This window comes from Shinella sp. WSD5-1 (assembly GCF_963942435.1).
Lineage (GTDB): Bacteria > Pseudomonadota > Alphaproteobacteria > Rhizobiales > Rhizobiaceae > Shinella > Shinella yambaruensis.
Genome location: NZ_OZ012603.1, coordinates 12,208 through 26,414, shown reverse-complemented (window position 1 = coordinate 26,414; position 14,207 = coordinate 12,208). Strand labels below are relative to the sequence as shown.

General features: G+C 59.2%; 10 protein-coding genes and 1 pseudogene. 4 read left to right on the top strand and 7 right to left on the bottom strand.

Annotated features, from left to right (window positions below; all coding sequences use genetic code 11):
* Positions 1-9 precede the first annotated feature (9 nt).
* From acs to AABQ55_RS34145, 4 genes are all read right to left on the bottom strand, one after another.
* Positions 10-1,965 carry an acetate--CoA ligase gene (gene acs / locus AABQ55_RS34160; RefSeq protein ID WP_272809334.1) on the bottom strand — a complete coding sequence of 652 codons (1,956 nt, stop codon included), beginning with the start codon at positions 1,963-1,965 and terminating at the stop codon, positions 10-12.
* Between the two features lie 47 nt (positions 1,966-2,012).
* Positions 2,013-4,220, bottom strand: a complete 2,208-nt coding sequence (locus AABQ55_RS34155; protein ID WP_272809335.1) for a nitric oxide reductase activation protein NorD — start codon at positions 4,218-4,220, stop codon at positions 2,013-2,015.
* The gene (locus tag AABQ55_RS34150; RefSeq protein WP_338341958.1) at positions 4,220-5,023 is read right to left on the bottom strand and encodes a CbbQ/NirQ/NorQ/GpvN family protein; all 804 of its coding nucleotides are present in this window, start codon (positions 5,021-5,023) and stop codon (positions 4,220-4,222) included. The genes AABQ55_RS34155 and AABQ55_RS34150 overlap by 1 nt, the downstream gene beginning before the upstream one ends.
* Positions 5,024-5,125: 102 nt before the next feature.
* Positions 5,126-6,163 (bottom strand): aliphatic amidase, encoded by a 1,038-nt coding sequence (locus tag AABQ55_RS34145; RefSeq protein ID WP_272809337.1) that lies wholly within the window; start codon positions 6,161-6,163, stop codon positions 5,126-5,128.
* Positions 6,164-6,888: 725 nt separating this feature from the next.
* Here AABQ55_RS34145 and AABQ55_RS34140 point away from each other — a divergent pair.
* The 4 genes and pseudogenes from AABQ55_RS34140 to AABQ55_RS34125 form a co-directional block, all read left to right on the top strand.
* A pseudogene (locus AABQ55_RS34140) lies at positions 6,889-7,836 on the top strand (ABC transporter substrate-binding protein); the annotation flags it as partial.
* 32 nt (positions 7,837-7,868) lie between these two features.
* The gene (locus AABQ55_RS34135; protein WP_443021304.1) at positions 7,869-8,861 is read left to right on the top strand and encodes a FecCD family ABC transporter permease; all 993 of its coding nucleotides are present in this window, start codon (positions 7,869-7,871) and stop codon (positions 8,859-8,861) included.
* Entirely contained in the window at positions 8,858-9,664 is an 807-nt protein-coding gene (locus AABQ55_RS34130; RefSeq protein WP_272809340.1) for an ABC transporter ATP-binding protein, read from the top strand. Before AABQ55_RS34135 ends, AABQ55_RS34130 begins: the two co-directional genes overlap by 4 nt.
* 13 nt (positions 9,665-9,677) lie before the next feature.
* Entirely contained in the window at positions 9,678-10,544 is an 867-nt protein-coding gene (locus AABQ55_RS34125) for a class I SAM-dependent methyltransferase (RefSeq protein ID WP_338341951.1), read from the top strand.
* A gap of 201 nt (positions 10,545-10,745) precedes the next feature.
* Here AABQ55_RS34125 and AABQ55_RS34120 read toward each other — a convergent pair whose 3' ends face one another.
* The 3 genes from AABQ55_RS34120 to AABQ55_RS34110 form a co-directional block, all read right to left on the bottom strand.
* Entirely contained in the window at positions 10,746-11,933 is a 1,188-nt protein-coding gene (locus AABQ55_RS34120) for an IS701 family transposase (protein ID WP_272809243.1), read from the bottom strand.
* A gap of 107 nt (positions 11,934-12,040) precedes the next feature.
* Complete coding sequence (locus AABQ55_RS34115) at positions 12,041-12,664, bottom strand: hypothetical protein (RefSeq protein ID WP_272809244.1); 624 nt, start codon at positions 12,662-12,664, stop codon at positions 12,041-12,043.
* A gap of 390 nt (positions 12,665-13,054) precedes the next feature.
* A complete protein-coding gene (locus AABQ55_RS34110; RefSeq protein WP_272809245.1) occupies positions 13,055-14,203 on the bottom strand; it encodes a hypothetical protein in 1,149 nt (382 codons plus the stop codon).
* Positions 14,204-14,207 lie beyond the last annotated feature (4 nt).

Below are 14,207 nucleotides of genomic sequence, written 5' to 3'. Positions count from 1 at the left end.
TCCCTTTTATCAAGCTGCCGCTTTGTTCTGTCGGTTCGCGATAAGATCATCCACGACAGCCGGATCGGCGAGCGTGGAGGTATCCCCGAGAGCTCCGAAATCATCCTCTGCGATCTTCCGCAAAATCCGGCGCATGATCTTGCCCGAACGCGTTTTCGGCAGGCCCGGCGCGAACTGAATCTTGTCCGGCGCGGCGATGGGCCCGATTTCGCCGCGGACATGCTTGACGAGTTGCTGCCTCAGTTCATCGGATTCCTCCGCGGCCGCCATTAGTGTCACGTAGCAGTAGATGCCTTGTCCCTTGATGGCATGCGGGTAGCCGACGACCGCCGCCTCCGACACGAGATCGTGCGACACGAGAGCGGATTCCACTTCCGCCGTTCCGAGGCGATGGCCCGACACGTTGAGCACGTCGTCAACGCGCCCCGTGATCCAGTAGTAGCCGTCCTCGTCCCGACGGCAGCCATCTCCCGTGAAGTACTTGCCCTTGTAGGTCGAGAAGTATGTTTGGATGAAGCGGTCGTGGTCGCCGTAAACGGTGCGCATCTGGCCGGGCCAGCTGTCAGCGATACAGAGGTTGCCGTCGGCCGCCCCTTCGAGGACATTGCCATCGTCGTCCACGAGTTCTGGCTTGACCCCGAAGAACGGTGTCGTCGCCGATCCCGGCTTGAGGTCCGTCGCCCCTGGCAGCGGAGTGATGAGATGGCCACCTGTTTCAGTCTGCCACCACGTGTCGATGATTGGACAACGCCCCTGCCCCACGACGTCGTGGTACCAGTGCCATGCCTCCGGGTTAATCGGTTCGCCGACGGTGCCGAGAAGACGCAGACTGGACCGGTGCGACCGGGTGACGAACTCGTCACCCGCACCCATCAACGACCGTATTGCGGTCGGGGCTGTGTAGAAGATGTTGACCTTGTGCTTGTCGATGACTTCCCAGAAACGGCCCTGGTCGGGGAAGGTCGGCACGCCCTCGAACATCAAGGTCGTCGCGCCGTTCGCTAAGGGGCCGTATAGTATGTAGGAATGCCCAGTGACCCAGCCCACATCGGCCGTGCACCAGTAGACGTCGCCCGGGTGATAGTCGAACACGTATTCGTGGGTCATGGCGGCGTAGACGAGATATCCGCCCGTGGTATGCACGACGCCCTTGGGCTTTCCCGTCGAACCCGATGTGTAAAGGATGAAAAGCGGATCCTCGGCATTCATGCTTTCCGGAGCACACGTGGCGTCGACAGTCTCGATCTCCCGGTGATGCCAGATATCTCGCCCAGGTGCCCAGCCGATCTTGCCCCCCGTACGCCGCACGACGAGGACTTTATCGACGAGCACATGCTGGCGTGCGGCGATGTCGATTGCCTTGTCCGTATTGTCCTTGAGGGGGACTGCCTTGCCGCCGCGAAGTCCCTCGTCGCAGGTGATGACGAAGGTCGACTCGCAGTCCACGATACGGCCAGCGAGGGCTTCGGGCGAGAACCCCCCGAATACGACCGAATGCACGGCTCCGATCCGGGCGCAGGCGAGCATCGCATATGCGGCCTCGGGGACCATCGGCATATAGATCGTAACCCGGTCGCCCTTCTTCACGCCATACTTCTTCATGACATTCGCCATGCGGCAGACATGCTCGTGAAGTTCCCTGTAGGTGATCTTGCGGTCGATATAGGGGTTGTCGCCCTCGAAGATAATCGCGGTCAGATCCCCATGCTGGTCTAGATGGCGGTCGACGCAGTTGTAGGAGACGTTCGTTTCGCCGTCTTCGAACCACTTGATCGAAACGTCCCCCGTAAACGACGTATTCTTCACGACCGTGAATGGCTTGAACCAATCGATCCGCTTGCCGTGCTCAGCCCAAAACGCATCCGGGTCTTTCAGGCTTGCCGCGTACCACTGGTCGTATTTGGCCCTATCGATAAGCGCGCGGTCCTTGACCGGTTGCTGTACCGGATAAACCTTCTGTGACATCGGTACTCCTCCTCACTATGCTCTTGATGTGTTGGCCAGACTCGCCCCTATCGCGTCAGCCTGTGAAAAATCGCCAGAAGGTGGGACGGCAGTTGCTCGACCCTCGTTACCGTCGTCGCTCCCTTGCGACCGAAAATCCGGTCGGCGTAGGACGGTGCGTCGGAGCCGAGCGCCACGCAGAACGTGTCGATCCCCTTCTGATTGACTGAATGGACCGCGGCCCGGGCGTCCTCCACGAGGTAACGCTCGTCGTCCACGTCGATATCCGAAGGCTCCCCGTCGGTGACCACGAGCAACAGACGTCGGTAGCTTCGTTGCCGTGAAAGGTCCTTGGCAGCATGCCTGATAGCCGTTCCGAGCCGGGTGGACATTCCGCTATCCAGCCCGGCGAGACGCATCTTTGTCCCGAGATCGTAGGGCTCCGCGAAATCCTTGATCCGGAAATACCGGACGTCTTCACGTGTGTCTGAACAGAATGCCGCCAAGGCGAATTTGTCGCCCAGCCCGGCTATCGTGCTTGATAGCAGGGCAGTTGAAACGCGCTCCACGTCGAGGACTTTCCTCGCCCCGCCCTGAACGGCATCGGCGGTGGAGTTCGACACGTCGAGCAAGATCAGGACGGAAAGGTCTCGACTTCTCCGTTCGTAGCGGCTGTAGACCCTGAAATCGGGAGCTACGTTCATCCGACTGGAAATCGCAGCGTCGATGCAGGCGTCCATGTCGAGGACATCGCCGTCCGCCTGTCGTCGCAAGCGTTCGGTTCGGCCCGTCCGCGCGGCACGGATCATGTTCGCCAGCTTGGACGAGATATCGGCATGTGCCTTCTCGGCGAGAATGATCGAGTCGGCCGGCTTTTCCGGAACGCGGTGTTCTCGAACAGAACACCACTCGGTGCGATCCTTGCGCACGAGGTAATCGTATTCGGGATACCGGGCGACGAGAACTCCTTCGGACGCATCGCGGCTCAGGGATACCTTTCCGACAGCCTCGCTATCGGCTCTTTCTTCGGCTTCGTCATCCGGTTTCCCGTCGTCGCGCTGCTGCTGCTCGACCCGAGCGCCTTCGACGATGTCCTGCATTTCGATTGCCGGTTCCCCGGCGTCGCCGAAATCCCAGATACCGATGTTGTCGTCGCGATATGCGGGCTGGACGACATATCCCTTGGCGTCGAACCGGATACGCATTTGACCGAGGTCGTTGCCGAGGAGGCCGCCGATCGTCCTGCTGAGCGACTGGTCGGACAGATCGAGGTCGGCTGCCTGCTCGAACAGCGTTCGTCCCTTTTCGATCCAGCCATCGGGGTCGCGGTAGTCGCTGTCGATCAGGGCTCTCGCAAGCCTTGCCAGGAGCGACGTGGCCAAAGGCGGGCCGCCGGGCTTGGCGACATGAAAAGGCAGCCACAGTTCTTCCAGACCCGGCAACTCGCGGATCGCCAGACGTTCTACGCGAGCGTCCTCGATCACGGAAATGACGGCGAGCTGGAATGGCTTCAACGATCCGACGGGAAACAGATGCTCCGTGAAGTGATGGTGAGCGCCGACGTGGGCGACGGCGGCGCGATAGATACGACGCGACTCTTCACCCTCGAACCCGGCAAACGAGGGCGGCATCCGGATACCCCCGCCTCCGAACCCCACGCGGCGTCGCATCGGCTCGGGCATGTCGGGTGCGGCGACCTGCATGGGTGGCTCGATGCCCCACACGGCGCGTAGGTACGGTCTAAGCGTTCCCTGCAGCGCAGCGTATCGATCCGCACCTTCCTCGACGTCGAAGAAGCGCCTGGCCTCCGGGTCTTCCATTTTGAAAAAAGCCGCCTGTCTTTCGGGGTGGCGACGTCCGATCGCGATACCCATCGACACGAACGCTTTGAACCCGGCGAGGTCGACCCTGCCGAGGATTTTGGCGCTGTTCTCCAGCAGCACGACGACCGCTGAGGGAGCGGCCTTCGCTGCATTCTCCACGATGAGCAGCCATTCGATGACTGCGTCCGGTCGGTGAAGTAGTTCCGCCGCGGCGACGGCGCTGTCCGGCAAAATGGAAGTCGTCCGCTTGTCCGTCCGGATCGCGAACTCCGAGACGGCACGACCCAATCTCAGTACGGGCTCGAGCCCCGAGATAACCGCGAGCTCGGGTCCCCGCCGAAGGTAGGCGCTGGCGACGAGATCACCGTACCCGGCCTGGTCGATTCTTTCGTGAGCCGACTTCCACTCGGCATCCCATCGCCCGGCATTGAGGAGGTCGGCGTGCGAAGGCATCAGAAACAGACCGATACGGCGGCGGTCAACGCTTCGCGGACGTCGGGGTCGTCGGTGATAGGGAGAATGATCGCCATCCGACAGGCCTGGGCGATCGGAATGCCCTGCCTCGTCAACATGGCGGCATGGATCAACATTCGCGTCGATGCCCCCTCGTCGAGACCGTGACCGCGTAGATTGCGCGACCGCTGCGCGACGCGAACCAATGCGCTCGCTATAGCGGACTCCACGCCCGCTTCCTTCGCTACGATCTCCGCTTCCGCCGCGTCGTCCGGATAGTCGAAGCCGATCGCCGAAAACCGCTGCTTTGTAGATTCCTTGAGGTCTTTCAGGACACTTTGATATCCGGGATTGTAGGACACGACGATCCTGAAATTCGGATGAGCGCGCACCACCTCGTTCTTTTTCTCCAACGGGAGAATACGACGGTCGTCGGTCAGAGAATGGATGACGACGGTAGTGTCCTGCCTGGCTTCCACTATTTCATCGAGATAGCATATCGCGCCAAGGCGGGCCGCCATGGTAAGTGGGCCGTCGTGCCACTTGGTGCCGTCGGCGTCGAGCAGAAATCGCCCTACGAGATCGGCGGCCGTCATGTCTTCGTGACAGGAAACGGTCACCAGGGGCTGGCCGAGACGCCATGCCATGTGTTCCACGAAACGGGTCTTGCCACATCCGGTCGGCCCCTTGAGCATGACGGGGATGCGCATCCGGTAAGCGGCCTCGAACAGCGCGACTTCCTCACCGGAGGCGCGGTAAAACGGCTCCTCGACGATCGCGAAATCCTGCAGGGCGTCGGGTATGGCGGAAGCTTGATCGAGGTTGGTCCTGGGCTGCATGCTGAAATCCTTAGATGATCTCTCCTGGCGGACAGGCCGCCCGCCAAGAGGGTGTTGATTACGGCATCAACGATGGGCGGTCGTGGAATTGGGAATACCCTCGATCGGGCATTCTTCAGTTCCGACAGTGCCGCGGGTCATGGCCTCGACCATTTCGCGCGTGCCCTCCGGATCGCTGATCCACTTCGCATAGAAGTTGTACGGGCATGCAGCCGTACCCTTGTCGCCGTCACCCGAGTTGATGAGGCCCGTGTAGCCGCGGTGGAGAAGCTTAAAGAGGTGGTTCTGAGACTGCCCGTTCTTACGGGCGTCCCTGATCGCCGACACGGAGAGCTGGGCATATTGGATGCCGTTCTCCTCGGTGCCGCATTCGCCGAGCGTCCGGCCGTCGAAGCCGACGATGGCGGAATGACCGAAGTAGGAATAGACGCCGTCCCACCCGGCGGCATTCGCCACGGCGACATAGACGTTGTTTGCCCATGCCATGGATTTGGACATCTGGACCTGCTGGTCCTTTGCCGGATACATGTAGCCCTGGCAGCGGACGATAAGTTCCGCGCCGCGCATCGCGCAATCGCGCCAGATCTCGGGATAATTTCCGTCATCGCAGATGATGAGGCTGATCTTGAGACCTTTCGGCCCCTCGGACACGTAAGTGCAATCGCCCGGGTACCATCCCTCGATCGGAACCCAGGGCATGATTTTCCGATACTTCTGGACGATCTCGCCCTTGTTGTTCATGAGAATGAGCGTGTTGTAGGGAGCCTTTTTGGGATGCTCCTCGTGACGTTCGCCCGTCAGGGAGAAGACGCCCCACACATTCGCCTTACGGCAAGCCTCGGAAAAGATCGCGGTCTCGTCGCCGGGAATCTGGGAGGCGGTTTCGTACATTTCCTTGGAATCATACATGATGCCGTGGGTGGAATATTCCGGGAAAATCACGAGGTCCATGCCAGGAAGGCCGACCTTCATTCCCTCGATCATGTTCGCGATGTTTCGCGCGTTCTCGAGGACTTCGGCCTTCGTGTGGAGCCTTGGCATCTTGTAGTTCACGACGGCAACGCCGACCGTGTCTTTGCTGCTGGTGATATCGCCGTGGTACATAGTCGTTCTCCTCACATTGTCGTTTCTGGGTTTGGCGGATGGTCGTCTTCCGAGGCCTGCATTCCTAGTGGGCGCAGGCCTCGGACATGATGGACGCGAAGCGGTGGGAGGCCCGCCCCGCGAAACGGTCGTCTGCCGGAGCGGCGATTGACCGATCGCTCCGCCTCAAGTTCTTTCTCCCTGGCAAGAATAAAAAAGGCCCCGGAACGGCTGCTTGAGAGCAGTTCGTTCCGGGGCCTTTTTGCCACCTATGTAGTTCGGCTCTGTTGCCGACAAGCTGCCCGGCGAAAACCGAACACAAAAAAAAGCCCACGTTCCGCAAAGCGAAAAGCGTGGGGTCACATCACCCGTATTTCGATGGCATCTTTGCCATACCGATGTGACGAAGACTAGGTTAGAGGTTGGCTCGAGTCAACAACGAGTTGGCAGCAGCGATGTGGAAATGCGCTTATGAGGTACTCGCCATTCGCCAACAAAAGCTGTTGACGTCATAGTACGTGTTCGCTAGCTTTTCTTCGCTGGCAACAACGCCATCCAAATCCAAGGTAACGACGCCCCACGTTCGCTTCGCGAGACGTGGGTTTTTTTTCCGCACACGTGCCCTCAAACACGGCACGGGTCTGGAGATGTCGTCATGAATACCGACAAAGGGGAACTCGATGAACATCCTACTCCGCACCCTCTGCCCTGTCCTTTTCGCAGCAGCGCTAACATCCACAGTGCAAGCTGCCGAGACATCGTATCCGCTCAAGATACGGAATTGCGGTCGCGACATCACGATCGAGAACGCCCCTACCCGGACGGTTTCGATTGGCCAGAGCAGCACAGAAATCCTCTACAAACTGGGTTTAGCCAACAAAGTCGTCGGGACCGCTCTCTGGGTGGGTCCAGTCCTCAAGGGGTACGAAGAAATCGATTCCAAAATCGAACGACTTGCCGACAACGATCCGAGTTTCGAAAGCGTCCTGTCTAAAAAGCCGGATTTGATCACCGTTCAGTTCCAATGGCAGGTCGGGCCGGAAGGCGTCGTCGCCAAACCCGAGCAGTTCGATGAGCTCGGAATTCCGGTCTACATCTCGCCGTCGGATTGCGTCGGCAAGGAGAATTCGGCCGCGAGCGACGGAGTGAGACATCAGGTCTTTACCATGGACCTCGTTTACCAGGAAATCCGTGATGTAGCCGCCATCTACAACATCCAGGACACGGGAGAGGAGGTTGTCGCAGACCTCAAAAAAAGAGAGCAAGCGGCACGAGATAAAGTCGCAGGACTGGGAGGAAAGGTGTCGGCGGTATTCTGGTTTTCGAGTGCGGCACAAGCTGACCCCTACGTCGCGGGCAAGAACGGTGCGCCCGGCTACATTATGTCCGCGCTCGGCATCAAAAACGTCATCGAGACCGATGACGAATGGCCCACCGTCGGTTGGGAGACGATCGCCAAGAAGAACCCCACCGTCATTGTGGCCGGGTCAATGGAGCGCCGTCGCTACCCGATGGACAGCCTCGAATCAAAGATGGCGTTTCTCGAGAGCGACCCCGTAACGCGGTTGATGGAATCCGTCGAGCGAGGCCACGTCTTTCCGATGGACGCCCAGGCCATGAACCCGACGATACGCACGATCGAGGGCATCGAGACGTTAGCCGACGCGATTGAGAAGGCCGGGCTCGCGAAATGACCAAGCCCGGCTCACCTTTCTACAAGACAGGGATGGCCCTCGCCGCAGTCGCCGTCCTCCTGGTGAGCGTCTGCATGGGGGCCGCGATCGGCGAAACCGCGATCCCCATGGCGACCGTCGGGCAGACGATCGCCAACAAAGTTTGGGGTGCCGGATATCCCGTCGCCCCATTGGATGAAGGCATCGTATGGAGTTACCGGCTGAGCCGGGCTGTCGTTGCCGCGTGTTGCGGCTCAGCACTGGCTATCTCTGGAGTGGCGCTGCAGTCCCTGCTGCGCAACCCGCTAGCCGACCCCTACATCCTCGGCATTTCGGCGGGAGCCTCTACGGGAGCGGTCAGTGTCGCCATCCTCGGGCTGGGCACCGGCATGCTGAGCCTTCCCCTCGGTGCTTTCCTCGGTGCGCTCACGGCGTTCCTGCTGATTAGCCTCCTCGCCTTGAAAACCGGTACCGGAACCACCGCCATCATCCTGGCAGGTGTTGCCGGCTCGCAGCTCTTCAACGCGCTGACGTCCTTTATCGTGACAAAGGCGGCGACAGCGGAACAGGCGCGTGGAATCATGTTCTGGCTTCTCGGAAATCTGTCCGGCGTAAGGTGGCCAGACGCGTACCTTGCTATTCCGGCAACCCTCCTTGGCCTCCTCATCTGTCTCTGGCACTCGCGTGCGCTCGACGCGTTCGCGTTCGGTTCGAACTCGGCAGCGTCACTCGGCATATCCGTGCTCCGGACCCAGATCGTCGTTATCGGCGCTTCTGCCGTAATGACCGCGACGATGGTGTCGATCGTCGGCTCGATAGGGTTCGTCGGCCTGGTGATACCCCATGCGGCAAGAATGCTGGTAGGTGTGAGACACGGTGTGCTGCTGCCCGCATCGGCGCTCATCGGGGCGGTTTTCATGATCCTCGCGGATATATTCTCACGCACCCTCATTCCCGGACAGGTTCTCCCCGTAGGTGTGGTGACCGCCCTGGTGGGCGCTCCGGTGTTCGCCGTCATCCTAGCGAAAAAGAGAGAACGGGCATGAAGCTATCGGCGAACCAGCTCTCTTGGTCTATAGGCGAAACAACCCTCCTCCGGTCGATTTCCTTCGACGTTGCGGACGGCGAATTCTTCGGAATTGTCGGCCCGAACGGCTCGGGCAAGACGACGCTGATGTCCCTTCTTTCCGGAATACGCAAACCCCAGGTCGGCAGCGTAACGCTGGATGGTTTACCGCTGTCGAAAATCGGTAGACGCGACGTTTCCCGAAGCATCGCCCTGGTGGAACAGCAAGCGGAGACCGGAGAACGCCTCACCGCGCGTCAGGCGGTCGAACTTGGCCGCACTCCCCACCTCGGCGCATATACACCCTGGAGGCAGATAGACACTGAGACCGTGAACCGGGCGCTTCGAAACGTGGACATGGAACATCTCGCGGGACGATACTGGCACACCCTCTCGGGCGGCGAGCGCCAGAGGCTTCACATAGCCCGGGCCCTTGCACAGGAACCCAAGGTGCTTCTTCTTGACGAACCGACCAACCATCTCGACATCGGCCACCAGATCGACCTTCTCGATCTGGTCGGGAAACTCGACCTTACTGTAGTCACGGCATTGCATGATCTTAACCATGCGGCCCTGTTCTGCGACCGGATCGCGCTTATGCAAAACGGATCGCTGGTTGCGCTCGGCAAGCCGTCCGAAGTGCTGACAGTGGATTGCATCCGCGAAGTCTTCGGCGTCGAGGCCGAGGTGGAAACCATCGGGCACGGCAGCTGTAACATTCGTTTCGTGCCGCGCGGTCGGGTTCACCAGGCTCGCGAGGGCAGGCTCAAGGCCGCCAGTTAAGGAAGGGAAACCTGTGAACCCGCGGAACTACGATCTCAAAGAAGACATCCGGGAATACTGGTCTCTAAGAGCGGAGACCTTTGACCTCGCCTTCGGGCATCGCATCGCCCCCGGACCTGAACAGGATGCTTGGACGGCGTCTATCCAAAACATTCTGGGGGACGGGAAAAAGAGGGTTCTCGAGCTTGCCTGCGGGACGGGCGAAATAACGAAGGTCATTCTCTCGTTAGGGCATGACGTAACGGCAATCGACTTTTCCAAGAAGATGCTGGCGGTCGCCCGGGGAAAACACACCGGGTCCGCTAAAGTGCGTTTCGTTCTCGGGGACGCGGAGAACACCATGGAGCCCGACGACGCCTATGACGCGATCGTTTGCCGTCACCTCGTCTGGACGCTGACGGACCCGCGTAAGGCTATTGCTGAATGGCTACGGGTGCTCAAGCCGGGTGGCAAGCTAATCGTCTTCGACGGCAACTGGGCGACCAAGCCGTTCATCGGACGGTGCGCCGAAATTGGCGTACGGTGCCTCGAGCGCTTCGTCGGTCATGATCCCCTATACGAAAACGTCATGACGGAGAAACATGCCAGCATCATGGCCCGACTTCCTTTCAGCGAAGGTCTGACATTCGAGATGATCGCCCAGCTCCTCGACGAAACTGGATACACGGCGATCTCCCGGATCAAACACGGTCCGATAACGTCGGCACAGCGCCAACGCGCAACGCTGCGGAACAGGCTACGGACATTATTCTACGCGCGATTTGCAGTCGTCGCCGAGCGTCCCCTCGTTCCTTACGCCCTTATACGCGACGGGTATCAAGGGAACAGCTCGGATCTTGGCGACACCAAATGGGCAAGCCTAAAGCACGATGGCCTTTAATGGCTCTAACTATGGTCTCCTAGTACTACAGTTGCGTTTGATGGCGTGTTTTATAATGTGAGGTCATTGCGGAAGCCTGGTGGCTTCGTCGCCATAGTGACCAAGCGAGGATGTAGCGAACTCTGATCGGCGGCGGCAGCAGTAGTCGCGTAATCAGATAGCGGATCTCTGCGACGGTCGGCAATAATGCAAGTATCCGGATCAGGCGGCGATTGGAGGATTTGGACTCCTTTCGTTCGGTTTGCCAGTAGCCACGCGGCGTAGATCAGCGCCGAGCTTGGCGAGGAAAGCTGCGGCAGCCATGACGAGCGTCATGTGTCGGTTCCAGCCATGCCACGAGCGTGCTTCGCAATGATCCAGGCCGAGGTCATCTTTAGCGCGCTGAAAGCACTCCTCCACTGTCCACCGCAGCCCGGCGGCACCCGCCAACTCGCTCAGTTCTGTACCGGCACGCGCAAAGACAAAATAATAGGCGCGTGCGTCCGGTTCGCGCCGGCTGCGACGGATGAGAAGCCAACGTTCCCATTGCCCATCAGGACGAGAGCTCAAAGGAATACGGGCCCAATCGTAAAGCCGAAGGCCCTTGGCACCTTCTCCGGCTGCATGACTGGACCAGGCTCCCGGCTCCAGTTCCGCGGCCATTGTTTCCGGATCAGTTTGCTCGAAGTGTTGCTCATGGACAAAGCGCAGGCGATGATTGGAACGAACTGCCAGACAATACGGCTGGCCGCGGCTTTCCAGCATGCGGCGTAGTTTGGAATCCGATCCATAGAGCGCACCAGCCAATACCCAGGCGCAAGGCACGCCAGCATCGAGCGCATCGGCAATGAGCTTGGCTGCAATGGTCGGCTTGGTCGCGAAGGCTTGCTGCTGCGGGATGTGAGCCGCCGCACGCCGCGATTCGTTTTCGCTCCAGTCTTTGGGCAAATAGAGCTGCCGATCGATCAGGGTTTGACCGTAACGGCTCGCATATGCAAGAAAGACGCCGACTTGGCAGTTCTCAATACGCCCAGCCGTGCCCGAATATTGTCGTGCGACACCGACCGAGTGTGTGCCCTTTTTCAGGAATCCTGTTTCATCGACCACAAGGACGCCGTCCTCATCGCCAAGTGCCTCTGTTGCATACGTGCGAACAACGTCGCGCAACGTGTCCGCATCCCATTGGCTGCGCCCCAACAGCGATTGCATTCGATAGGGGCTCTCCAGACCTGCCTGTTCAGCCATCAACCAGCCGGTCTTGCGCTCAACTCCGGACAACAAACCGTCCAGGAAGGCACCGGCCGATGCCCGGAGTTCACGTCGACCAAAGACCGGGCCTAGCCGCTGCTTCAGTGTATCGAGTTCCTGCTGCCATGCCACCACTGAACCGGACCAACCCGCGACAGACATCGAAATCTCTCCCATCAAACATCGGAAGTGAATCAGAATTTCGATGTAAACGCAACTGTAGTACTAGTCCGGCTGATAGCGACATACCTCAAATTCGGCAGCCATCCTCAATGCAAGTGATGGCCTGCGTTGGGAGTGTCATCAGGCTTCGGGCGACTCCCAAACGCCCTGCGCCGAACTATCTCGGGCAGCCACCGCTCGCGAGGAAGTTGCTGGATTACGGGCCCATCAAGCCGCTCAGAAGTCGGTGCACGATCGCGGACTAGCAGGCGCGCCGATAGATGCATTGACTGTAGGGGGCTGTCGATGAGTAGTGAGGTCAGGCGGTCGAACACAAGAAGGTCGGCGACGTCCGCAACGATTGTGACATGGTAGACGTTCGTCACGGCCATTGCCCTTGTAATCATAGCGGCGAGTGGCTCGGCTTCGAGAAGTCTCGCTCTCACCACGATTAGATCGGATATCTTCTGGCCAGGCTTATCCTCGTACTCCTGATATATTTGCGCCGTTTTCACTAGGTTCGGTGCCCGGACGATCTTCTCGTCGAGCCAATAGCACATCAGTGCTATTTCGGCGAAGTCTCCATAATCGTTGCCATTCATCCACTCGTCGATAAGAGTGCCGTCCCGATTGTCGAAAACCAGCGCTGTGTGAGGCCCCGCGACAATACTAGGAAACGACAGGGTTTCGTTTTGATGAACAGATGTGTCCGGTCGCCGACCATCAGGCATGATTGAACCTATCGATAGCTTCGTATACGGCCACTTGGTCCTTCGGCCGTGCAAGAAGCAAGTATTCGTCAAAATCGGCTCGTCGAAGCGAGCCGACTGCATACGAGAACAGGCCCGCGATCCCATTGATCTTGAGGCTCAGCACGTCTCGCTCATCTTTCAGCTCCACACCGATGTCGGTGAAAAAGTTTGCGTGATTGTAAAATCTAATACCGCGCATGGCTGTAAAGGGTGGCCAGCAACCACGCCCTTCAGCTTCCGCTCATCGTGTCATAACCCAAAGGCCCGATCGCTTCGATTGACGGAGGAGGAGAATTCGGGCTGAACCCGCCTCCTCCGTCTGGAGCGATCCTTGACCCATCAGGTCCGCTCCAACTCCCCGCTAGCCGATCATCCGCTCGAGCGACCGTACGACGTGAGATCGTTCTTCCCGACACTCGGCAAGATAATGTTGCCGTACGAGGTCAGTTCATCGAAGAACTCGTTCTTGTAGGCCTGGTAGTCCGAGCTGCCCTGTTTGAGGTAGTTCGAAACCAGGATGTCTTTGAGTTCGGCTTCCATCACGTCGATGCGCATATCCCGCGCGGCATAGATATGGACTTCGACACTGTCGGTCTTGAAACCTTCCTTCAAACCCAAGTACTGCGGCACGAACGAAATCCACTGCTGCAACACGGCATCCCAGATCGATCGCGCCTGTCCCGGAAGTACCTGGACGCCAGGATGGCTGAACTTCGCGATGCCGAACATGTTGAGCTTGCCGCCGCACCGCTTGATGATGCGGATGAGGTGCGAAGCGTTGTCGGACACAGCCCACCGCATGAACGAGTCCGCCACAAACCGATTGGTGACCATCTGCTTGAACGACTGGCGTACCTCTTTCACGCCTGTCGTGGTGTAGACGGTGAGGCGTTGCCAGCTGTGCTCGGACGGAACGACATAGAACCCGCCCGAAAACGGGTTGTTTTCCACCGCGCTGCAGGTTGCGTCGATCTCGTCCAGCGCTTTCGTCTGATCGACGCTGTCGCTGTATTCTCCGTCACCGCTGTGGCTGAGCTGACCGACGCCGGCGATCCGAACGTTGTCACCAAGGCCGAGTTTCTTCAGTTCACGAGCTATATTCACCACCATCCCGCTTCCGGTTTTCCCGGCAAGGCTGCAGGCGACGAACACGGTCGAAGGATGTTTGGCTTCGTTCACCTTGTTGGCGAACAGTTGAAGGCCGGCTGCAAGCTGCTTTCCGATAGCCCCGGCTTCCGGGGTCGTAAGCACGACGTTCTCGTGAAGGTAACGGTCAGCAGGTATGCCACGCGACGCCATTCTCGGTTTGAAAGACCGCGCGTAATCATTCGCGACCTGCATGTGATCTTCACCAACGTCGACAACAAGTGAAGCGAAAGTCGTTCCTTCGTTGACGAGATTGTCCTCGATCTCGCCGGTCCGAAGCAAGGCCTCGACGTAAACCGCTCCTGTCCGACCTATGCCGATCACGTGGACACAGTGTGGTTCCGGTGCGGCGGTGGGTTTGCTCTCTGTCATTTGT

Excerpts from the sequence above, each read along its gene's own strand:
- AABQ55_RS34145 (WP_272809337.1), bottom strand. The coding sequence starts at position 6,163 with ATGTACCACGGCGATATCACCAGCAGCAAAGACACGGTCGGCGTTGCC.
- AABQ55_RS34135 (WP_443021304.1), top strand. The coding sequence starts at position 7,869 with ATGGCCCTCGCCGCAGTCGCCGTCCTCCTGGTGAGCGTCTGCATGGGG.
- acs (WP_272809334.1), bottom strand. The coding sequence starts at position 1,965 with ATGTCACAGAAGGTTTATCCGGTACAGCAACCGGTCAAGGACCGCGCG.
- AABQ55_RS34110 (WP_272809245.1), bottom strand. The coding sequence starts at position 14,203 with ATGACAGAGAGCAAACCCACCGCCGCACCGGAACCACACTGTGTCCAC.
- AABQ55_RS34120 (WP_272809243.1), bottom strand. The coding sequence starts at position 11,933 with ATGTCTGTCGCGGGTTGGTCCGGTTCAGTGGTGGCATGGCAGCAGGAA.
- AABQ55_RS34130 (WP_272809340.1), top strand. The coding sequence starts at position 8,858 with ATGAAGCTATCGGCGAACCAGCTCTCTTGGTCTATAGGCGAAACAACC.
- AABQ55_RS34115 (WP_272809244.1), bottom strand. The coding sequence starts at position 12,664 with ATGCCTGATGGTCGGCGACCGGACACATCTGTTCATCAAAACGAAACC.
- AABQ55_RS34155 (WP_272809335.1), bottom strand. The coding sequence starts at position 4,220 with ATGCCTTCGCACGCCGACCTCCTCAATGCCGGGCGATGGGATGCCGAG.